Source organism: Bacillus sp. jun7, assembly GCF_051034795.1.
Lineage (GTDB): Bacteria > Bacillota > Bacilli > Bacillales > Bacillaceae > Bacillus > Bacillus velezensis.
Map to the genome: position 1 here is coordinate 510,436 of NZ_CP093219.1, position 23,048 is coordinate 533,483.

Consider the following 23,048-nt stretch of genomic DNA (forward strand, 5'->3'; position numbering starts at 1 on the left):
TAATATTATTCCGATTGGAATACAATGAAATAGAACACTGTGAACCCCATTGATCAGGGTGGATGCTGGTCACATTCATCCTGATCCTTTCTTTTACACAAGATCGCACCAACTTTGAACCCCTCCGTTGCCAACCTTATTCATTGATGTTACATATATTTCAATGGTATTACTTTCTTATACATAAGCATCAAGAGGTGTCAGCTTTGAACAGCATCAGAAGATGAAGAGAATATTTCCGGTCTCACCGTAAAATAGGTCTTGACTCTGAACTGCTTTTCACATTTTGAGTATCAACCACTTTTCCATTCTCAAGCGCTTCTTTAAATGCATCAAAATGAATTGAACATTGTTGATTCGAATTACTTCCTGCACCTTCTGTCGCTAAACTGCAAAATGTCCATCACAATCATCCTCTCTATAATTTTACAACATTGCTATAATGATTTTCATGTTTTTCCCAACCTTCAGGCTGAATCTTTTTGATCGTTACTAGGTAACCTAAATACAAAAAAACCTGCATTCAGCAGGGTTTTTTCAGTAAAGGAGAGGTTATTTCCCCACAAATTCTATTAACTATGTTTTTGTTTTAACCATTCTTTCTTTAGCAATGCGTATTGGTATGTGTTTTCATATTTAGGTGTTCCATCCTCGTGTGCAGTAAATGAAATAAATTCAAGAAAATAACCTTCTTTACGCATTCCTAATCTCTCACATAGTTTTTGTGACCTGCAGTTATCATCTTCAACATATGCATAGAGCCTTCTTGCTTCTTTTTGCATAAAGAGATACTCAAAGAAAGCCTTCGCACTTTCACTTGCGTATCCCATCCCTTCAAAACGGGCATTAAAATTCCAACAAACGGAATAGGTATCTGGCTCTTCTTTTAAATAAAATAGTTCTCCGACTAGATCATTACTGTCTTTTAAACAAACTGCAATATAAGAGTCATCTCGGCTTCTTTTTTGAACGTTTACGGCAGCTTCTTCTAACGTAGATATTCTGTCATCAAGAAAGCAATTCACTCTCGGATGTGCCGAATATTCCACCAGACCTTGCGCATCTTTCTCGGTAAAATTTCTTAAAATTAAGCGATGGGTTTCAATTTTTTGCATTTGCAGTCTCCTGTTTCATTGTTATCGACCTTTGAAAAGAACTTCTTCAACACAGTCTTCTTCGTTTGTTGAAGAACTTGTCTCAATCTATTTTTATTATGGATGTTATCATTTTTGTCAAAAACAATAATCACTCATTTGCCGCCGTGATGTAAAGTACTGAACAATTTTCGTAAAAACCCTCAGTATCGAATATAGAAACGAGCAATAGTAATAAAACAAAGTTAAGCCATTAAAAGCTTATTGAGTATTTTTTCAAACTTATTTACGCTCATCATCTCATGAGTGAGAAATGTCCCCTTATAAAACACGCTGAAAGTCGTCCAAACTGCCGGGGATTTTTGCGCCATATCTTTTGACGTTATTCGCCGGGCCTGAAAATGAAGTCCTTTCTTTTCAGTCAGTTCCTTTAAATCCTTTAACACTCCGACTGCAAATGGGCATTGAGCTGTATAAAATATTGTGATTCCCTCATCATTAACGGAATTACTTTTCACCTGTTTTTTAAATACAGGAGGATGTGCATGTTCATTCCACGTCAGTGACATCAACTGAAAATAGGGTTCTGCTTCATCTTGCACAGCAAATCCCATATGCTCGAAGAAATGCTTATCACTTAAATAAGGGAGTTTTTTCTTCCCCACTATATGAACTATCCCATTCATACCGCGGGCTTTTGCATCTGACACACATTTTTCTAACAAGTGTTTCGCATGTCCGTTATTCTTATATTTACCTGAGACCCAAAGGCAATTAATAAACATAAAATTAGGTGCGCTTACCGGGACCCACGCTTCTTCTGCAGGTAAATATTCAATAAAAACTTTGGCCCGTTCGTTTAGGCGGTAGAACACCAAGCCATCACTCATCCGATCTTTGAGCCAGCTCTTCTTTTCATTTACCGCATCCTCATATTGCTTCGTACCTAATGCACAGCAAATATGATTGTCATCAATATTGTCCCTAGTCAACTCAATGTATTCCATTTTTCCTCACCCGCTTTCTTTTGAAAACATCAGCTTTACTTCCGGTGAACATTGTAATTTCTCAGAAATATAGAGTCCCATAACCAATATATGAACGCAGCAGCAATGCTCATTATGTAATAAATGAAACTTCTGAAAATTGCGAAATCAATTGGCGGATTATCTATGTGCCAGAACAAGAACACAGCAAAAAAAGCGACTGCTGTATAAATGAAAAGATGAACCAAACTAAACTTTTTAGGCTTCTTTCTTAGCCATAGTTGCACAGGAACAGCAAACAAAAAGTAAGTAATCAATGCGTAAAAAGCACTGATTACTACAGTAACCAATGCAATTGGCACAAAACTCGAGTATACAAACATATATAGCCCGAAAATCAAACCATACGACAAACTTGAAAAAGCCAACGTGTAGGTATGGCTTTTACTTTTGCTCCAAGACGCCGCTCCCATATATTTCACCTGCTTTTTATAAAAATACATTTCTCATTTTTTTCCTATTGTTTAAAATCAGTATATATCCATCACTTTAAAAGATCTATGTTTTTTTGGCAGATCATCAATTCACTATCTTAATATCCAGAAATTTTTTTGCCATTAAAAAAGGTCGCTCACCAATCTGCATCCGGCTCATTGTGTTCGAATCCGTAAAAGCCTTTAATCCACACATCTCCGCAGCCTGCTTCTTTTGTGATCAATAAGTAATGATTTCTGTTTGCATCACCATTCACCTTATCAGCCGAGCTCAAGTTCAAATGATTACCCGTGAAATTCTTTTCACTAAAGGTAAAATCATATCCTGCCAGTGTAATTCTCTGCAGTGCAAGTCAAATATCTATAGAAAGATTATGACTACAAAAGCAAAGCATTCTGTGCATTTGGAGACAAACCCCCATTTAAACACCATTCGGATGACAAATCATTCAGAGAATCCTCCCTTCATAGCTCCCTCAATTTTTGTAGAGGCACTTGCCCGCAAAAATGTAAGGGTTTTCAAAATAAGAGCAGTATGCTAAATTGTAAGATAAGTAAAAATTTTCTGCTAATATTTGAAAGGGGTGTATGATTTGAAAGCTGTAGTAGCAACAAAAGACAAAAGTATAGCGATCGTACAAAAAGAATTACGTCCTTTGCGACATGGTGAAGCCAAAGTTAAGATGGAATACTGCGGTGTATGTCATACTGACTTGCATGTTAAAAATGCTGATTTCGGGGATGTTACTGGCGTCACTTTAGGTCATGAGGGAATAGGCATTGTGACTGAGATTGGTGAAGGCGTAACAAGCCTGAAAAAAGGTGACCGCGTCTCTATTGCCTGGATGTTTGAAAGCTGCGGCCGCTGCGAATTTTGCTTAACAGGCCGTGAAACCTTGTGCCGTGATGTAAAAAATGCCGGCTATACAGTTGACGGCGCAATGGCTGAAGAAGCAATCGTAGCGGTCGATTATGCAATAAAGGTGCCGGAAAATTTGGATCCTGCAGCAGCAAGCAGCATTACTTGTGCAGGTGTAACAACTTATAAAGCGGTTAAAGTCAGTGAAATTAAACCAGGTCAATGGATCGGTGTATTTGGAGTCGGTGGTTTAGGCAACCTGGCTGTTCAATATGCAAAAAACGTCTTTAACGCTAAAGTGATTGCTTTCGACATTAGCGATGAAAAATTGAATTTTGCTAAGAGCTTAGGCGCTGATGCGGTTGTAAACAGTTTAAACGAAGACCCCGTCGCTAAAGCAAAAGAAGTGACTAACGATTTAGGGCTTGATGCAGTGGTCATCACGGCTGTCTCTAAAACCCCTTTCAATCAAGCGATTGATGTTGTAAAAGCAGGAGCTCGCGTAGTCGCCGTCGGTTTACCGGTGGACAAAATGGATTTAGATATTCCCCGTCTCGTGTTAGATGGAATTCAGGTAGTAGGTTCATTAGTGGGTACCAGAGAAGACCTGAAGGAAGCTTTTCAATTTGCTGCGGACGGTAAAGTTGTACCTAAAGTGACAAAACGCCCGATCGAAGATGTGAATGATATTTTTGAAGAAATGGAGCAAGGTAAAGTGACCGGCCGCATGGTTATCGATTTTACTTCCTAATCATTAAGGCTGCCGGGAATGATACGGCAGCCTTTAATCTCTATTCTTGCTCAGCGCCCCACCCAGACTGAATGAGACTTTGTCATTTAGTTCAGAAAAGAAACTTTACAGACCATTCGGCGGACATTCATTTTGCAAGTACTCTCTGAACTAACCCTGATACCAATATAATGCAAGGTCATTCATTGCCGAAGCGTAGCTCACCAGAGGTTCCTCATAACACTAAAAACCTACTCACTGCACTTTTTACAGCAGACCTTATCAGAGTGTTTGCTTAACACTTTGTCCATTCTACCCACAGGCATCTTCTTCTCACTCGGAAGTGTAAGATAAGCTGTTATCTCATCCCCTGATTTTAATGTTTTTCCGCAGATAGAGCATTTTAACTCAGTATTAAAGAAATTTTTTAATCCCATTCAGAAGCCTCCTTATTTACCTTTATAAAGTAATACGTTAAAGCTTTATAAAAGTTTCAGGTTAAAGAAATACTCCTTGCTTGGGAATATACTTCGTTTCAGTTGATCCGCAGCCGCCCCGGTCATCGTTATACCTCACTCAATCAGGCAGCTTCTTCCTTATATCCTCTACGACATTAAATGCGGGGAAAACGTTCATTCAAGAATTCAGCGTTAACCAAAAAGGAGAATACATCCTGAAATATGATAGCGGCACCGGTGATAGTATCGATGGTTTCTTTAGATCTGTTGAGATCTAAATTCCGTTAGGAAAGTCGGCAGTTTTGCGGGACTTTCTTTTACAATCATTCTGCAGGAATAAAGGTAAAGTGTCGAATAAACATATGACCGTTTTGAAACGGAAACTTTATCGGCATCACAAACCCTCAAGCATCCTCCTTGTATCGTACCTTGCGTCCCTTTGTGATTTGTTTGGATTTGTCGTATACTGCGCTTGCCCGGGAAATGATGAATATTTTCGTTAACTATGATTTCCCTGTACCTCTTCGTATGTGGCTCTGCATGATGAAGTAACGTCATGGCTCACCACTTTCATACACAGTTTTATTGCATGTTGAGCCATATCCCCTCTTTAAACAGCAAACCGTCCCATCCATTTCTCTCTTTCAGTTAACTTCCCATTATTTCATATTCTTAGAAGCTCTTCATTTTAGACTTAATATCCATTTTTTCTTATTTAGACTTAAATCTATGTCGAAATTTATCATCCGGCATATTATGTACTATCCTAACAACAGGAGGTGGCAATAATATGGGGAACTACGGTGGAAATTACGGTGGAAGTTCTTTCGTATTGATCGTTGTGCTGTTCATTTTGTTAATCATTGTAGGTGCTGCATTCCTTTTCTAGCACATTGACGATTTATATTCGTTTCCCAAACATTGCATCCCTTAGTTCGGACAGACGCCATAAGAAGTTTTATGGCGTTTTTACTTTTTAAAAAAATCATCTAAGATAAACATTTTTTATTTTTACTCTGGTAAGCGGGAGAGTTTCCTCCCCTGCCTGCGCCAATATTGCCGCTATGAAGAATAAGGCGAACAATTCAATTCGGAATAAAGACTTGTTCATGAACAAAACCCCTAAATAGTTGTTAAAAAACTAAGGCGTTTTTAATTCATCAGGATTACAGAGGTTGTGAACTTAAAAAGGATATTACTCACCTTTATAAAATTGTCATCGTTAGATTTAGTCACTGAATCTTTTTTGTTTGGTATCTTAGCGGCCTTCCACACTCATTTAAAAAGGGTCCGCCCACAAAATACGGTGTTCACACATTAAATCATTTTCACATAAAAAAACCGGATTCCTCTTCTAAGAGGTTCCGGCTTTTCTTATTGTTCGGTCTTTGTCAGTTAAAATGCAGGAAAATATACGGTGACGTTCTGCACACACCCGCTATTATAATATTTCAATAGAGCCTTCTGTTCCATGAACGCGGATTCGCTGACCATCTTTTATCAATTGGGTTGCATTTTCAACTCCAACAACTGCAGGTAAGCCGTATTCACGCGCGATAACCGCTCCATGGGTCATCAGTCCGCCAACTTCAGTGACCAGGCCTTTTATGGATACAAACAATGGTGTCCAGCTGGGATCAGTGTAGGAGGTAACTAATATATCTCCATCTTCCAAATCGGCATCTTCCATGTTTAAAATAACCCGTGCCCGGCCCTCTATGACTCCCGAGGAAACGGGCAGCCCGGCAATCGCTCCGGCCGGGAGATTTTCTCGTTTGTACTCGCCTGTAACGATTTCACCGTCAGACGTGATAACACGCGGCGGAGATAGTTTTTCATATACTTTGTACTCGCCTTTTCGTGTGCTGATGATTTGGTAATCCAATTTATTTGTGCGTACGACTTCCTGAAGTTCTTCAAAAGTGAGATAGTATATGTCTTCTTTTTCATGAATAACCCCCGCTTTTGCGAGTTGTTCGGCTTCTTTCAGTAAAGCCTGCTTATAAACGAAGTAGCGGCTGATCATGCCGTATTTTGGATATTCTCTGAACCCGCTGAAGTTCCGGATGATTTGGATCATTCGTTTAGTTTCTTTGGCTTTTTGTTCACCATCCGGTAATTGCTTCAATCGGTCTAATAACTCTTGTTCTTTCTTCAACGCCTCCTGCCGCCCTTGCTCAAATTTCCGCTGGCTGGCATTTGGCTCAAAGTTTTTGAGATTATTAAGAATCATAGGGACAAGTGCAGTTGGTTTTTCGCTCCATCGAGTTCTTGTGATATCAATTTCTCCGGCACATCGCATTCCGTACTTGTTGAGATAAGCATAGATAGCGTCATGGGTTTCCTGCCCGCCTTCAAACTTCACCAGCCCATCCAAAAAGTGATCATCTTTTACATTCTCTAAATAGGCAATTACTTCTGGATAAGGACGGATCACATCGGCGACGTCCAATAGCGCAAGCCCCATTTCTGAAGTAATATTATGAGGTACAGATTGAGAAAGCGTATCTGCTGCGTTTTTTTCACCTAACCACTCGTTCATTTTTTCGTTAATCCATGATGAAGCATCCATTGCAGTTCGAATCAATACCGAACTTTTTGGATTAAATAAAATATTCTTTAATTCCTGGATATCTTCCAAAATAAAACGAAATAAATCAGATCCTGATTTCGTCTGGATGTTTTGTTTTAACTCTTCTATCGATGCCTGACTGCTCTTAATCAAATCAGAAACAATTGCCGGATCGTTTTCAGCTTGATCCGGCATATCTGCATTGCCTTTGCCGGGAATCGGCGCCGTTTTATCATGTATCGGCTTAATGAAATCATGCCGCTCTATTATGGTCATAAGTGCGTCTTTTAAGAGCGGATCGTGCTGCCCCATGCCTTTTAAGAAAACTTCTCTGACATTAGGGGATGCCAGTTGATGTGTGACATCAACGAATAGCCTTCCGCCGGCTTTACGCATGGGTGCAGCAGTCGTCAACAGAAAAAAAGACAATCCAAGGGGTTTTATGGGATCCGTCATCATTTGCTGATGACCGACAGAGATATAGACGTGATTTTCTTGATCGTTCGCTTCAGGAACGGGGTATAACGTTGTGATCGGACGACTTTGGACAATATAAAAAGTATCGCGGTCCAAACACCATTCGATATCTAGCGGCTGGCCGAAATGAGCTTCGATCTGTCTCCCGATACGTGTCAGCTGTAAAATTTGTTCATCAGTCAGTGTTTGAATCTTTTGCTGATCAAGAGCGATCTCCTGTGTTTCTGTTCCGCCTTCTTTTCGTCCATAGATAGCCAATTTTTTAGTTTCTATTCTCTTATCGACGATTTGCCCGTCCTGTACTTTATAACAATCGGCAGAGACTAAGCCGGAGACAAGTGCTTCACCAAGTCCAAAACCGGCATCAATGGATAGCAGCTTTCGGTTTCCGGTCATCGGATCAGCGGTAAATAAAATCCCCGAAGCCTGAGGGAACACCATCCTTTGGATGATAACGGATAAATAAACTTGGCTGTGATCAAATCCATTTTGCATACGGTAAATGACCGCGCGATCCGTAAATAGGGACGCCCAACATTTACTGATATGCTGCAAGATCGCATCGACGCCGGTAATATTTAAATAGGTGTCTTGTTGACCGGCGAAAGAGGCATGCGGTAAATCCTCAGCTGTCGCACTGGAACGTACGGCATAGGCATGTTTTTCGCCAAATCGGGAGAGATAGCAAGCAACTGCTTTGACTACATCTGAAGGAATTTCTGCTTCCATAATGGTTTGCCGGATTTTTTTGCTGACTTCACCAATTTGATCCCGATTCTCCGCTTTCAGCATGGTCAGTTGACCCAACAGCGCTTGTAACGTTTCGTTTTGTTCAATGGCTTTTCGATATCCTGCGGTTGTGACACAAAATCCTTCCGGTACTTGTATTCCTTGGATTTTTGATAATTCCCCTAAATGTAACCCTTTTCCTCCTACGAGCAAAGGCTGTGTTTTTTCAATTTCGTGAATGCCGAGAACCAAAGAACTCATTCTATATCTCCCCTTCAAAAAAATTTGACAAGAGCTTTTCAGCATGATATAATTATAATATAAGATGGATAAATATGACTTTTCACACAGAAAGCGCGCGTGTTCTGATTATATCACCGTGTCTGTTTTTGTGCAATATAAAAAGAACCTGGCCAATTTGGCGAGGTTCTTTCTTCATTTTCTAAGGAACTCCTGAAGTTGAGTCCCTTCACGCAATGTGAGGGGATTATTTGTGTGTATACTTCTCAATTCATCGTCATATGAGTTTAGACTGATGCAGTCACAACTTACAAGAATGCTTATCAGTTTCCTTCAATAGCTAACACATTTGAAGTTACATTAGCGCTGCCGTTGCTTTGATATCCCTCAACTGACCTCCTGAAAATTAGGTTTGTCGAAAGCTCTTTAAAGCTGTATTGAGATCTTTTGTGTGAGCGTAAATGTTCTTATACAACTCGAATAATGTTTTATATTTTTGAACATTTTGTTCTTTTGGATAAAATGCAGCTGCTTCATGAATGAACTGCTCTGCACATTCTTCAAGAGAGTCAAACCACCCGCTTCCGAAGGCGGCTAACATCGCAGCCCCCATGGCCGGACCTTGTTCATTTTCTAACTTAACCACCCTCGTATTGAAAATATCAGCCTGCATTTGAAGCCACGTTTCATTTTTAGCTCCCCCGCCAATAGAGACAACCGTATCAACTGATTTTCCCGCTTCGCGGAATAGCTCAATTGATTCATATAAAGAGAATGTGATGCCTTCCATTATCGCCCTCAAAAAGTGCTCTCTTTTATGGGCTCCGTCCATTCCGATCAAGCTTCCCCGAATAGATGAATCAGCATGCGGAGTTCTTTCACCGACCAAGTAAGGAGTGTACAGCAGTCCATTTGCTCCTATCGGAACAGATTCCACGCCCTGCAATAATTGTTCAAACGATTCGTTCGGCGCAAACGTTCTTTTAAACCAGTCCAAACTGTACCCTGCAGCGAGCGTAACTCCCATCGTATAAAAAGAATCCTTCTTTCCATGATTAAAAAAGTGCACTTTCCCTTTAAAGTCCCTTTCTTTGTCTTCTTCACAGGAAAGTATGACTCCTGACGTCCCGATACTGCATAATGTTTTTCCCGAAGAAAGAATACCGGCTCCGACAGCACCGCAAGCATTATCTGCTCCCCCAGCGTATACTTTTGTTTTTTCGAGCAGCCCTGTCTTCGCCGCAACGCTCGGAAGCAGCGATCCTACACAGTCATGGGATTCAACCAGCGGAGGACAAATTTCCGCTGAAATACCAAATTGATTGCAAATCTCATCGCTCCACTCTTTGCGGGTCATATGTAAAAGTAACGTTCCTGCCGCATCGGAGTATTCGGTGTGAACGGCGCCGGTCATGCGGAATCTCACATAGTCTTTCGGAAGCAGAAAAACAGCGGTTTTGTTAAAAAGTTCAGGCTCATGTTCCTTTACCCATAACATTTTAGGTAATGTAAACCCTTCTAAAACACGGTTTTTTGTGATATCAAGCAGATGATCGCCAAATGTCTCGGTTATCCTGCTGCATTGAGGCGCCGTTCTGGTATCATTCCAAAGAATCGCATGACGCAGCACCTGCCGATCTTGATCAAGCAGTACTAACCCATGCATTTGTCCTGAATAGCTAATCCCGTCAATATCTCCGGCTTGAACGTTGGATATCGAAATCAATTCAGCCAATGCTTCAATTGTTTGCTGCACCCAGTCTTCAGGATTTTGCTCACTATATCCCGCCTTCTCTTGGATGAGCGGATAACTTTTGGACGCTTCTGCACAAACCTTGCCGTTTTGATTGACTAAAATGGTTTTAACGGCACTCGTTCCAAGGTCTATTCCAATGACATACTTCATTTTTTCACTCCTTCCTCTCTAAATAGATCCCCATTGAAATGACCCGCCATAACAGTAACTTCATGACGGGCAATTGGGAACTTGGCTGCCTGCATCTTTTTACAGCGGGATCTGGAACTTCTTTTTTCATTTGTTATACCTGTAAAATGTATTGGTTTAATATCGCTTTTAACCGTTCCTGTCTCCCTGATTCGTTTTTAATTGGCTGATTGTTCAGCGCATATTGCTCAAGCGTCTTGAAATCAGCTCTTCCTTCTGCAATTTCAAGGCCAATCCCTTCAGTAAAGCTGCGGTAACGGTGTTGAATCACATCTTCAAACACACGATCTTCGATTAACTTGTGTGCGGCTTTCAATCCTCTTGCAAATGTATCCATCCCTGCAACATGGGCATATAGTAAATCATCAGGCTCAAAAGAAGATCTCCTGACCTTTGCGTCAAAGTTTAATCCTCCGCTTCCAAGACCGCCATTTTGCAGGATTTCGTACATTGCTAATGTCGCAGAATATAAATCTGTCGGAAATTCATCTGTGTCCCAGCCTAAAAGCGGATCACCCTGATTCGCGTCAACAGAGCCAAGAAGGCCATGCACTCTCGCCATGCGTAATTCATGTTCGAATGTATGCCCAGCTAATGTGGCATGATTGGCTTCGAGATTTAATTTAAAATGATTGTCTAAGCCGTATTGCTTTAAAAAGGCAATGGTTGTTGCTGCGTCCGTATCATATTGATGGGTGGTCGGCTCTTTTGGTTTTGGTTCAATCAAAAACTGCCCTGTATACCCGATTTCCTTCGCATAATCCACTGCCATATGCATAAATCTGGCCATATTATCAAGCTCAAATTTTAAATCGGTATTTAACAAAGTTTCGTACCCTTCACGTCCGCCCCAAAATACATAGTTCTCAGCGCCAAGCTCTTTTGCTGTTTCTAATCCTTTTTTTACTTGGGCTGCGGCATACGCAAATACATCTGCATTACAAGAAGTCGCGGCACCATGGACGAAACGGGGATTCGTGAACATATTTGCAGTATTCCATAATAGCTTAACGCTGCTTGTTCTCATGTACTCTTTTATCATGTCCACGATTATATCCAGATTTTGATTCGTCTCTTTTAACGTACTTCCTTCCGGTGCGATATCCCGGTCATGAAAAGCAAAAAATGGCGCATCCAGTTTTTCAAACATCTCAAACGCTGCATCTACCCTCGCTCTCGCCAGATCCATGCCTTTATAGTGATCCCACGGTCTCTGCATCGTAGCTGCTCCAAACATGTCTGTGCCGTCAGCGGTAAATGTATGCCAATAGGCAATAGAAAATCGCAAATGCTCTTTCATTGTCTTTCCGCCGATTACTTCTTGAGGATTATAATATTTAAATGCTAAAGGATTAGTGGAATCTTTCCCTTCGTAAATCACTTTGTTTACGCTTTCAAAATAGCCGACTGAACCGGAATGAGACTGAGCCACGTGTGATTTCCCCCTTAAAAATAAATTCTAAACATGATCATTCAAATACAGATGCTTTTATGTCATGTTATATATTAGTTTGTTGCCTAAACAAACTAACTTATTTTCATCTTATATAACCTCATCAGTATTTTCAATATTTTTTTTAGTTTTTTACGAACACATTAGATATAATAAAGGTTGGATTCGCTATGTACTGCGTTTCGCACGATAACACAGAACGTTCAACTTAATTTAAAGATTATACAAATGGAGTGGATGAAGTGGATATCGCTGATCAAGCCTTTGTCAAAAAAGTTAACCAAAAGTTATTACTAAACGAAATACTTAAGAATTCTCCTATTTCAAGAGCAAAATTATCTGAAATGACCGGATTAAATAAATCAACTGTTTCGTCACAGGTAAACACATTAATGAAAGAAAACCTCGTATTTGAAATAGGTCAGGGACAATCAAGCGGCGGCAGAAGACCAGTCATGCTTGTTTTTAATAAAAAAGCAGGATACTCCGTAGGAATAGATGTTGGCGTGGATTATATTAATGGCATTTTAACAGATCTTGAAGGGACGATCGTCCTTGACCAACACCACCATTTGGAATGCAATTCTCCAGAAATCACTAAAGATATTTTAATTGAGATGATTCATCACTTTATTGCAAATATGCCGCAATCTCCGTACGGGCTTATTGGTATAGGAATATGCGTTCCCGGGTTAATTGATAAAAATCAAAAAATTGTTTTCGCTCCGAACTCCAACTGGAGAGATATTGACTTAAAATCTTTCATCCAAAAGAAGTTCAATGTGCCCGTTTTTATTGAAAATGAAGCAAATGCCGGCGCATATGGAGAAAAAGTATTTGGTGCTGCCAGAAATCACGATAACATGATTTATGCAAGTATCGGTACAGGGATAGGAATCGGCGTTATTATAAACAATGATTTATACAGAGGGGTTGGCGGATTCTCTGGAGAAATGGGACATATGACAATAGACTTTAATGGCCCGAAATGCAGCTGCGGAAACCGAGGCTGCTGGGAATTGTATGCTTCAGAAAAGGCTTTAATAAAATCTCTTCAAACTAAGGAGAAAAAAGTGTCCACTCAAGATATCATAGACCTCGCCCATCTGAAAGATATTGGAACTTTACATGCATTACAGAATTTTGGTTTCTATTTAGGAATAGGCCTGACCAATATTTTGAATACATTCAATCCGCAAGCCATCATTTTAAGAAACAGCATCATTGAATCGCATCCTATGGTTTTACATTCAATTAAAAGCGAAGTGTCGTCCAGAGTTTATTCCCACCTAGACAATAGCTATGAACTATTACCATCTTTCTTAGGAAAAAATGCACCCGCTTTAGGAATGTCCTCTATTGTTATTGATCATTTTCTCGACATGGTTCATAACTGAAATGTATAAACTTCTATGTTTTACGCTCATCTTTAAAGATGGGTTTTTTGTTTTGTTATTTTCATCCTGAATGGGAGCATATCTGACGTGTTTTTCCACACAGGCACATTCTAATATGAAAAAGGAGTTCCAAAATAGAAAGCTCCTTTTTCATGCGGACATTCATTTTTCTTTATAACGGAAATATCTGAAGTCGGCCGGAATTTGATTTCCGCTCGTATCTTGGCATTGCATCCCTACAAAAGCTCCTGTAAAGAATCCCCCGCCTCGGATATAATCATCTGATAATTTTTTCGATTCCAATGCAATGTCGATTTTGTGCCAATCTTCTTTGTTAAATGAATAGAAATAATAATATTTTTCGTTTTCAATATTCACTTTTAAATAGACATACTTGACTTCACGAGGAATTACAATTTTATTTTTTAACGGTTGTAAAAAAGAAAAGTTATCACATATCGTTAAATCAAGAATACGGCCGAGTTCTTCATCATGCGTGACTTGAAGAGCCGTCCAGTTCTCTGTATTGTAATAGTTCACCAAACCAGCGGCTTGCTGAAAATTTTCCGGATAAAACGCAACAGCCGTTTCCGCTTCAAAATGGAGACTTTGCCAGCGTCTGGCTACAAATGCCTGAGTAAACGTCGAAGTTAAGGATTCATGGCCATATAATCGTAAATGATTTGGCGCTTGAGTTAATGAACCTAATTTCTCCGTAAAAGGGATTCTTAATGTTTGAAAATTAATATTTAATGCTGCATCCTCAAATTCATCAACTTCCGGATACGTGTCTTCAAACATTGTTTCAGGTATAGAAGGTGCATCCACTTCCAAGCTCCCTTCTTTTCCGCCTTCTACATAAGGCCAGCCATCTTTCCAATAGAGCTTTTGAATAGCTGTTTCTCTGCCCAAAGGACAATATCCTCTCTGCTGAAAAATTGAATCATCGTCCGGGTGAATGGGACGTCCCGTTAAATGAGCTAAATACCACTCGCCTGTATGTGTGTGAACAATGGATGCATGCCCGCATTTTTGCAATGGGTTTCCTGGATCATGCCATGACGTTAAGATTGGGTTATCAGGATGAACTTCATATGGCCCCTCAATATTTGCAGAACGGGCAATTGTAGCAGCATGTTCGAACCGCGTTCCTCCTTCTGCGGTTAATAAATAATAATAGTTCCCGATATGATAAAGATGCGGCGCTTCCGTCAGCTTTCTTTCAGTTCCTTTAAATATCACTTTCGGTTTACCGATCAGTTTTTGCTCCTTATCAGAATATTCCTGCATGACAATGCCTCCAAAGGAGTGCCGATCAATACGCTGATCCCATAACATATTTAATAAATATTTTTTCCCATCCGTATCATGGAACAAAGAAGCATCAAACCCCGAGCTGTTTAATGTGATCGGCTCCCCCCAATCACCATCAATCGTGTCACAAGTCACTAAATAATTGTGGCAATCTTTCCAGGCGCCATCTACGACCTTAACATCCGTATAAATCAGCCAAAACTTTCCGTCACTGTAACTTAAACATGGTGCCCAGACCCCGCCTGAATTAGGATTTCCTTTCATGTCTAATTGCGAAACTCTCTGTAATGGATGTGCAACTAAGTGCCAATTGACTAAATCTTTTGAGTGGTGTATCTGGACTCCCGGAAACCACTCAAATGTAGATACAGCGATATAATAATCCTCTCCCACCCTGCAAATACTCGGATCGGGGTTGAATCCTTTAAGTACTGGATTGATAATCTTCATTTTGAACTCCTCCTCAGCTATTTTCTGTTGACTCATCATGTTTTAAGCTTTGAAATCGTCAATATGATCCAAATAAACTTTGTCTCTATTCTCTAATTCTCGAACCATGTTTTTATATTTTTTCTCATCTAAGTTATAGAAATTAATATCAATCATGGCCAGAACCAGTAAGAACACGGGAATAATGGTTGCTGTAATTAAAATTCCCGTCAATGCCTCCGGCGTTTGCACCTGATTTGCCACATATCCAAACTGATCTAGAACCAAACCCGGTACAACCCCTCCCAAGGCCATGCCGAATTTAAAGAAAAATCCGATAATAGCGTATATGAGACCGCCCATTCTTTTCCCGGTCTTATACTCTCCATATTCGATTGTTTCAGGTATAAGCGCCCACATATAGCCCCCGGCAGTGAGACTTCCGGCAGCAGCCAGCAATCGAAAGGAAAGTATCAGGAATATATTACTTGACGGAACGAACAGTAAAGCTAAGAGGCCGATTATATTCAGTAATAATGCATAGTTTAGTAATTTCTTCTTCCCTAATAATTGATGAAGCTTTGGAATAAACGGTAAAATGACCAAAGCAGGCAAACTTCCCAACAAACCGTACCACTTCACTAAATCCGCTCTTTCTAAATTATACGTTACGTAATAGATGCCAACCGAATTACTGATTGAATTCACTCCAAAAATAATAATAAAGAAAATACTTAATACAACTAGAGGCCGATTAACACGAAATTGCTCAAATATATCCGATAATTTAATTTTTTCTTCAGATTTTTGAAGCGTGACACGCTCTTTTGTGCTTTTAAAACAAAAGATTAAAAGGCACCCGCCTATAACTCCCATAATACCCATGGTTAGCTGCCAGCCAAGAGATTCGCTGCCGGAAGTATCGCTTAAATAAGCAGCCAGCAAGGGAACAAAAAATGCAACGACAAGTCCCCCAAGATTCGCAAATAACATACGGACAGACGTTATACTAACAACTTCTTGATTATTTCTGGTCATTGCAGATGTTAACGCGCCATATGGCACGTTTATCATTGTGTATGTAAGCGACAAGCCGACATAGGTGATATAAGCATATATTAATTTCCCCATATCCGAAAAATCCGGGGTTGTAAAACAGAGTATTGCCAATATGACAAATGGAAAAGCTCCGAATAAAAGATACGGTCTGAAGCGCCCAAACCTGCTATTTGTTCTGTCAACTATTGTTCCGATAAAAGGATCAGCGAGAGCGTCGATGATTCTAACCACTAAAAACATCGTACCGGCTGTTGCTGCCGGTAAACCAAATATATCTGTATAGAAGAACAAAAGATAAGTAGACACTGTTGCATAAATTAAATTACATGCAAAATCTCCAGACGCATATCCAACTTTTTCAACCATGCTGATCTTCTTTACATTTTCACTGAGCACGATTTCCTCCCCTTTTCGATCCTTTACATAAGGAACATTATGAAATGGTATAACATTTCTTCAATTTTATCGGCCGGTGAGGTCTTTATAAAAGCGCTTTCAAAAAATGATAGCAGTTTACTTTCACAGAGCATTTTCATCGTAGTGAACAGAATAAAAGCTTGGCTTTCACTTTTTATATACCTCCAATTAAATCGAGCCTCTTATCCCCCTCCCATTTAAGACCTTTACATGATGAGCAATTAAAGTGGTTTTATTAGTTTGTTGATCGAACAAACTAACTTGATTTCATATTATAAAATCTTTTCTGCTTTTTCAACTCTTTTTTCAGAGAATTTAAAACCGACCAAAGAACATACCATGTTGTAATTGCCGGCTGCTTCGACAGACGTTAAGTAAAAACCCCATGTGTCACCTGACTGATTTATTAAATGATAAGCACTTCCATCATCTTTTGTTTAGTAAAACTTATTAAGAAACATGCACTTGAAAAAATGCGAATCATATATAAGTGATATCCCGTTTAATTGGTTGAGGAGGATATTATGAAACCTATGCTGCCTTTTGAAAAATATTTTGGTGATTTAGAACTGGTTTATGCATTTTATGGAGCTATGCCTACCGGTGTTACTGTCTCAGAAACCGGTCGTATATTCATTTGTTTTCCGAAATGGGGAGACGATGTTAAATTTACGGTTGCGGAAATAATTGGGGATAAATTGCAGCCTTATCCTGATTTACAAACCAATTTGGTTAACCTTGAGAATATCAAAATGACTTTCATCAGTGTCCAAAGTGTAGTTGCTGATGGAAGAGGAACGATTTGGATACTAGATACAGCGGCACCCAATTTTTCTGAACCAATTAAAGGCGGGGCAAAATTAGTCGCTGTTGATTTAAAAACCAATACAATCAGAAGAGTGTATACCTTTACAGAAGATGTTGTCCTTCCAACAACTTACCTGAATGATGTCCGATTTGATTTTCGTGTCGGAACTGCAGGTTATGCCTATATAACGGATTCTTCTTCCAAAGGACCAGGAGCTATTATCGTCGTTGATTTAGAAACCGGAAACGCATTTAGACGGTTAAATGGAGCAAATCCAACTTCACCGGATTCCTCTTTTATACCGAAAGTAGAAGGCAAAATTTTGATGAATCGTAACAGGGATGGTTCAACTTCCCCATTTAGGCTGGCATCCGACGGTATTGCGATCTCTCCTGACGGAAAGGTATTATTTTTTTGTCCCCTGACCAGCCGCCATTTGTTCTCTATCTCAACAGAAGCCCTGAGAGATAGAAATATATCGGACATGGATTTACTTTATTATGTGGCGTATTGGGGAGAAAAAGGCGCGTCTGATGGAATGATTACAGATGCAAAAGGAGCCGTTTATGCCGGAGATTATGAGAACAATAGTATTCGAAAGATGCTGCCGAATGGCACAATGGAAACGATCGCACATGATCCGAGAATTTTATGGCCGGATACTTTTTCGATTGGTCCGGATGGATACTTATACGTCATCGTGAACCAATTACATCGGCAAGCTAGATTTCATTATGGAGAAGACTTACGACAGAAACCTTATAGTTTACTTCGTATCAAAATTGATGAATTTCCTGCTCCTGCTTTTTGAAAATAAAAATGGCCGGTTCAATGATAGAGCATAATTGGCTTCATGTAGCCTTCATCCTAAACCGAATAAGGGATTACAATTAATACGTGGCCTCAATTATGGAGTTAGATTCATAACTTCAATTTTTTTGGTCATATTTTGGTCAAGGACCAAAATATCGACCTCTTAATCTTATGACAAAATCAAAAAATCCCCTGACACCAATAGTGCCAAGGGATTGAGCGATTAATACTGAGACATGTACTGTTCGCGCTCCCAAGGGTGAACTTGCGTGCGGAACATATCCCATTCGATTTCTTTTGCTTCGATGAAGTGTTCGAACAGGTGCTCGCCGAGCGCTGCAACCATGACTTCGTTTGATTTGAATTCGTCGAGAGCTTCCGCCAGTGTCGCCGGAAGATCTACGATGCCGTTTTCCATGCGCTCTTCTTTGCTCATGACGTAGATGTTGCGGTCAATCGGAGCCGGTGCTTCAAGTTTGTTTTTGATTCCGTCAAGGCCTGCTGCAAGCAATACGCTTAACGCCAAGTACGGGTTTGCCGCCGGGTCTACGCTGCGGACTTCAACACGCGTGCTGATGCCGCGGGAAGCCGGGATACGGATCAGCGGGCTTCTGTTTTGTGCGCTCCATGCCACGTAGCAAGGTGCTTCATAGCCCGGAACAAGGCGTTTGTAAGAGTTCACTGTCGGGTTTGTGACAGCCGTAAAGCTTGTCGCGTGTTTTACGATACCGGCAATGAAATGTTTTGCTGTTTCACTCAGCTGAAGATCAGCGTCTTTATCAAAGAATGCGTTAACGTTATCTTTAAAGAGTGATAGGTTGCAGTGCATACCGGAACCGTTTACGCCGAACAGCGGTTTTGGCATGAATGTCGCATGCAGACCGTGTTTGCGGGCGATCGTTTTGACAACCAGTTTGAAAGTTTGGATGTCGTCACAAGAACGGATGGCACCGGCATATTTAAAATCGATTTCGTGCTGACCCGGAGCAACTTCATGGTGAGATGCTTCGATTTCAAAGCCCATTTCTTCAAGCTCAAGCACGATATCGCGGCGGCAGTTTTCTCCCAAGTCAGTCGGAGCCAGGTCGAAGTATCCGCCTTTATCGTTCAATTCAAGCGTCGGTTCGCCTTTTTCATCTAATTTAAACAGGAAGAATTCAGGCTCAGGTCCAAGATTGAAATCGCTGAAACCGAGTTCTTTCATTTCTTTCAGAATCCGTTTGAGGTTGTTACGCGGGTCACCTTCGAACGGCGTGCCGTCCGGATTGTAAATGTCACAGATGAAGCGTGCTACTTTACCTTTTTCAGCCGTCCACGGGAAGATTACAAAAGTGTTCAGATCAGGATATAAGTACATATCAGACTCTTCGATACGGACGAAACCTTCGATGGAAGAACCGTCGAACATGCATTTATTATCAAGTGCTTTTTCAAGCTGGCTCACAGGAATTTCCACGTTTTTAATCGTTCCGAGAATGTCTGTGAATTGAAGGCGGATATACTTTACGTTTTCCTCATTTACTAATTTTACGATGTCTTCTCTTGTGTACTTTGCCATTTCGTAAAACTCCTCCTCTAAAAGGTAAATGTATATAGCAAAACAGTTGCTAACGGATTAATGAAAGAATCGGGACATGTCACCTTGGCGGAAAGTATTTCCCCGCTGGAAACGGCCTGCCTGCATCAGTTCGTTTTTCAGAAGCTTTCTGAGTTCGTCATCAGACAGATTGTGCTTCATCGGTTTGGCGGTTTTTTCGGATTTTTCTTCCGGTTCGGCAGATGCCTTATCCAGAATTTGTTTGATCCCCGCCATATTGACGCCTTGTTCAATCAGATTTTTGATTTCTAACAGTTTATCTACATCATGGAATGAAAATAATCGTCTATTTCCTTCGCTTCTCGCTGGAAATATCAATCCATTTTCCTCATAATATCGAATTTGCCGGGCAGAAAGTTCTGTTAACTGCATGACAATCCCAATTGGAAATAAAGGCATTGAGCGGCGAATGTTATCACTCATCTCAATTTCCTCCTTTTCTTATCTTAGTCTCATTATAGGTGATGTTATATTTTGTGTCAATACAATGTGAGGAATCTTAACATCGAATTCTTTGAAAATTGCAACCGGCCTAAATCAGCTCTTTTTCCATTAAAGCATTTACGGCGCTGCAAATCGCATTTTTCACGTGCGCGTAGGTTAATCCTCCTTGGACATACGCGACATAAGGCGGTCTGATAGGTCCATCTGCTGATAATTCAATGCTTGCTCCCTGTACGAAAGTGCCCGCTGCCATAATGACATCGTCTTCATATCCCGGCATATAGCTCGGATAAGGCGTCACATGCGCATTAATCGGTGAAGCATATTGTATCGCCTGGCAAAAAGCGATCATCTTATCAGGGTCCTGAAACTCAACTGACTGAATCAGATCCGTTCTCGGCGCATTCCATGCAGGGTTTGACGTAAAGCCGAGCTTTTCAAGAAAACGGGCGGTAAATACCGCTCCCTTCAAGCTTTGCGCCACTACATGCGGAGCGAGAAAGAAACCTTGATACATTTCCTGCAGTGAATAAAGCGAAGCCCCGGCTTCACTTCCGATTCCCGGGGAGGTCATCCGGTAAGAGCAGGCCTCAATCCACTTGGCTTTCCCTACAAGATAGCCGCCCGTTTTAGCAAGGCCGCCGCCCGGGTTTTTAATCAGGGAGCCGGCCATAAGATCCGCTCCGACGTGGCAGGGTTCCCGCTCTTCTGCAAATTCTCCGTAGCAATTGTCCACAAAAACAATGACATCTTCTTTGATTTCCTTTACGAAACGAATCATCTCTTCAATTTCATTTATTCTGAAAGACGGACGATTCGCATATCCTTTTGAACGCTGGATGCCGATCACTTTTGTATTCGGTTGGATTGCAGCCCGGACTGCTTCAAAGTCCACTCTGCCTTCTGATGTTAAATCGACTGCATTGTATCCGATTTGAAATTCCTTAAGCGAGCCTGAATACTCCCCGCCTCTTACTCCGACGATTTCCTCGAGTGTATCGTAAGGCTTGCCTGTGATATAAAGCAATTCGTCCCCGGGTCTCAGCACGCCGAAGAGCGCGATTGAAATCGCATGCGTACCGGAAATGATTTGCGGCCGCACAAGTCCCGCCTCTCCTCCGAACACATCAGCATAGATCTTCTCCAGTGTATCTCGTCCGATATCATCATAACCGTATCCGGTTGAAGGCGTAAAATGCGTATCGCTTACTTTATGTTTTCTGTAGCTTTGCAGGACTCTCCATTCATTCCGTTCACTGATTTCTTCTATTCTTTTATGAACGGCGGAGATTTCCGCTTCTGTTTCTTCGGCGGTTTTTTGTAAAAGAGCGCCGTGGGTCAGTGTGTCAAACATGTTGTGTATACCTTCCTTACATGAATTTCTTCAATTCTCCGAGTATGCTTTGTTCTTCCTGTACATAACCTGAGACTTCGTAGCGTTCATTTTCTTCATTAAAATAAAGACTGTCGATCATGGTCTCTGATTTGATGCGTGACATCAATTTGCCTTCGGCGGCAGGCACATGAACTTCATACGGCGTCATCAGCTCCCGGCGCAAATAAGCTTCGATTTCCGCTTTTAGTTTCGCTTCATCCCCGGCGATTCGGGCGCTGATCATGATGTGGCCTTCTCCCGCTGTCGGGATGAAGTCAGGAAGTGTCTCATCACGTTTGTTATAAGCGGTCAGCACCGGAATATCATCTGCCTCAAGCTCTTTTAACAGTCCGAGGACAGTCTGTTCATGCCCGGCATAATCTTCATTGGATGAATCAATGACATGAATGATCAAGTCTGCTTCCTTCACTTCCTCAAGCGTTGAACGGAAAGCGGCAATCAGCGTCGTCGGCAGATCCTGAATGAAGCCGACCGTATCAGACAAAAGGACGCTGTAGCCGCTTGGGAGCGCCATCTTTCTCGTCATCGGATCAAGTGTTGCAAACAGCAGATCTTCTTCATAGCTGTCTGAGCTTGTTAATTGATTGAACCACGTTGATTTTCCTGCATTGGTATAACCGACGAGTGCAGCCTGAAGCACGCCGTTCTTTTTGCGTCTTTCCCGATAACGGCTTCTGTGGCGGATAACCGTTGACAGCTGCACGTTAATTTCGTGTATGCGGTTTCTAATGTGGCGCCGGTCTGTTTCAAGCTTTGTCTCACCGGGCCCTCTCGTCCCGATTCCGCCGCCTTGTCTTGAGAGATTGATTCCTTGTCCGCTCAGACGCGGCAGCGCGTATTGAAGCTGGGCCAATTCGATCTGAAGCTTTCCTTCTCTCGTCTTCGCCCTTTTTGCGAATATATCCAAAATAAGCTGCGTGCGGTCGATGATCTTCGCTTCAATTGCAGTGGCGAGTGATTTAAGCTGGCTCGGTGACAGTTCATCATTAAAAATAACCAGATCCGCTTCAAGCTCTTCACACAGCGCCTTCAGCTCGTCTACTTTCCCCTTGCCTATGTATGTAGCGGCATCCGCTCTGTTCCGTTTTTGCGTAATCCGGGTCAGCACCGTTCCGTCAGCCGTTTTTGTCAATGAAGCAAGCTCTTCCATGGAATGTTCAAAGTGCTCATCTGTCATGTGCGGAAGCTGGCAGCCGACCAAAATGACCGTTTCTTTTTTTCCTTCCTGTTCGTTCAAATGGATGTTCCTTTCTGTGTCGTATTGGGCAGTAGTACTATCATACCAAACCCGCAGGGCGTATACCACACATCCGGCGGGTTTTAAAGAGAGAAATAAA

The 23,048-nt window shown here is 41.2% G+C and carries 18 protein-coding genes; 4 read left to right on the forward strand and 14 right to left on the reverse strand.

From position 1 onward, the window contains the following. Positions 1-572 precede the first annotated feature (572 nt). The 4 genes from MJQ52_RS02280 to MJQ52_RS02295 all read right to left on the reverse strand — a co-directional run bounded on the left by MJQ52_RS02280 (position 573) and on the right by MJQ52_RS02295 (position 2,855). Positions 573-1,115 carry a GNAT family N-acetyltransferase gene (locus tag MJQ52_RS02280; RefSeq protein WP_094246904.1) on the reverse strand — a complete coding sequence of 181 codons (543 nt, stop codon included), beginning with the start codon at positions 1,113-1,115 and terminating at the stop codon, positions 573-575. 224 nt (positions 1,116-1,339) lie between these two features. Then, on the reverse strand, positions 1,340-2,101 hold the full coding sequence (locus tag MJQ52_RS02285; RefSeq protein WP_094246905.1) for an N-acetyltransferase: 762 nt from the start codon (positions 2,099-2,101) through the stop codon (positions 1,340-1,342). Positions 2,102-2,136: 35 nt separating this feature from the next. Then, complete coding sequence (locus tag MJQ52_RS02290; RefSeq protein ID WP_094247883.1) at positions 2,137-2,553, reverse strand: UPF0715 family protein; 417 nt, start codon at positions 2,551-2,553, stop codon at positions 2,137-2,139. Positions 2,554-2,711: 158 nt separating this feature from the next. Further along, positions 2,712-2,855, reverse strand: coding sequence for a hypothetical protein (locus MJQ52_RS02295; RefSeq protein WP_172424412.1), 144 nt, complete (start codon positions 2,853-2,855; stop codon positions 2,712-2,714). Between the two features lie 312 nt (positions 2,856-3,167). Here MJQ52_RS02295 and adhP point away from each other — a divergent pair, with 312 nt between their 5' ends. Then, the gene (adhP, locus tag MJQ52_RS02300; protein WP_094246906.1) at positions 3,168-4,184 is read left to right on the forward strand and encodes an alcohol dehydrogenase AdhP; all 1,017 of its coding nucleotides are present in this window, start codon (positions 3,168-3,170) and stop codon (positions 4,182-4,184) included. A gap of 230 nt (positions 4,185-4,414) precedes the next feature. On the opposite strand, the gene MJQ52_RS02305 is transcribed toward adhP, so the two are convergent. Further along, positions 4,415-4,600 carry a hypothetical protein gene (locus MJQ52_RS02305; RefSeq protein ID WP_003154035.1) on the reverse strand — a complete coding sequence of 62 codons (186 nt, stop codon included), beginning with the start codon at positions 4,598-4,600 and terminating at the stop codon, positions 4,415-4,417. Positions 4,601-5,411: 811 nt separating this feature from the next. Here MJQ52_RS02305 and MJQ52_RS02310 point away from each other — a divergent pair. Further along, positions 5,412-5,510, forward strand: a complete 99-nt coding sequence (locus MJQ52_RS02310; RefSeq protein WP_003154037.1) for a YjcZ family sporulation protein — start codon at positions 5,412-5,414, stop codon at positions 5,508-5,510. Positions 5,511-6,062: 552 nt separating this feature from the next. Here the strand turns inward: MJQ52_RS02310 and ppsA are convergent. From ppsA to xylA, 3 genes are all read right to left on the reverse strand, one after another. Continuing rightward, on the reverse strand, positions 6,063-8,660 hold the full coding sequence (gene ppsA / locus MJQ52_RS02315; protein WP_094246908.1) for a phosphoenolpyruvate synthase: 2,598 nt from the start codon (positions 8,658-8,660) through the stop codon (positions 6,063-6,065). A gap of 385 nt (positions 8,661-9,045) precedes the next feature. Further along, positions 9,046-10,545 carry a xylulokinase gene (xylB, locus tag MJQ52_RS02320; protein WP_094246909.1) on the reverse strand — a complete coding sequence of 500 codons (1,500 nt, stop codon included), beginning with the start codon at positions 10,543-10,545 and terminating at the stop codon, positions 9,046-9,048. 133 nt (positions 10,546-10,678) lie between these two features. Then, the gene (gene xylA, locus MJQ52_RS02325; RefSeq protein ID WP_094246910.1) at positions 10,679-12,016 is read right to left on the reverse strand and encodes a xylose isomerase; all 1,338 of its coding nucleotides are present in this window, start codon (positions 12,014-12,016) and stop codon (positions 10,679-10,681) included. Positions 12,017-12,279: 263 nt separating this feature from the next. On the opposite strand from xylA, the gene xylR reads away from it, so the two are divergent. Then, positions 12,280-13,434, forward strand: a complete 1,155-nt coding sequence (gene xylR / locus MJQ52_RS02330; RefSeq protein ID WP_094246911.1) for a transcriptional repressor XylR — start codon at positions 12,280-12,282, stop codon at positions 13,432-13,434. Between the two features lie 162 nt (positions 13,435-13,596). Here the strand turns inward: xylR and xynB are convergent, their stop codons facing one another. Further along, complete coding sequence (gene xynB, locus MJQ52_RS02335) at positions 13,597-15,198, reverse strand: xylan 1,4-beta-xylosidase (RefSeq protein WP_094246912.1); 1,602 nt, start codon at positions 15,196-15,198, stop codon at positions 13,597-13,599. A 42-nt stretch (positions 15,199-15,240) separates the two neighbouring features. Next, a complete protein-coding gene (locus tag MJQ52_RS02340; RefSeq protein ID WP_094246913.1) occupies positions 15,241-16,632 on the reverse strand; it encodes an MFS transporter in 1,392 nt (463 codons plus the stop codon). A 545-nt stretch (positions 16,633-17,177) separates the two neighbouring features. Here MJQ52_RS02340 and MJQ52_RS02345 point away from each other — a divergent pair. Further along, positions 17,178-18,272 carry an L-dopachrome tautomerase-related protein gene (locus MJQ52_RS02345; RefSeq protein WP_094246914.1) on the forward strand — a complete coding sequence of 365 codons (1,095 nt, stop codon included), beginning with the start codon at positions 17,178-17,180 and terminating at the stop codon, positions 18,270-18,272. Between the two features lie 225 nt (positions 18,273-18,497). Here MJQ52_RS02345 and glnA read toward each other — a convergent pair whose 3' ends face one another. The 4 genes from glnA to hflX form a co-directional block, all read right to left on the reverse strand. Beyond that, positions 18,498-19,832 (reverse strand): type I glutamate--ammonia ligase, encoded by a 1,335-nt coding sequence (glnA, locus tag MJQ52_RS02350; RefSeq protein ID WP_003154048.1) that lies wholly within the window; start codon positions 19,830-19,832, stop codon positions 18,498-18,500. Positions 19,833-19,889: 57 nt separating this feature from the next. Further along, positions 19,890-20,294, reverse strand: coding sequence for a MerR family transcriptional regulator (locus MJQ52_RS02355; protein ID WP_007410366.1), 405 nt, complete (start codon positions 20,292-20,294; stop codon positions 19,890-19,892). Between the two features lie 109 nt (positions 20,295-20,403). Further along, the gene (locus tag MJQ52_RS02360; protein WP_012117612.1) at positions 20,404-21,669 is read right to left on the reverse strand and encodes an aminotransferase class I/II-fold pyridoxal phosphate-dependent enzyme; all 1,266 of its coding nucleotides are present in this window, start codon (positions 21,667-21,669) and stop codon (positions 20,404-20,406) included. Between the two features lie 16 nt (positions 21,670-21,685). After that, entirely contained in the window at positions 21,686-22,948 is a 1,263-nt protein-coding gene (hflX, locus tag MJQ52_RS02365) for a GTPase HflX (protein ID WP_015239904.1), read from the reverse strand. Positions 22,949-23,048: the final 100 nt, after the last annotated feature.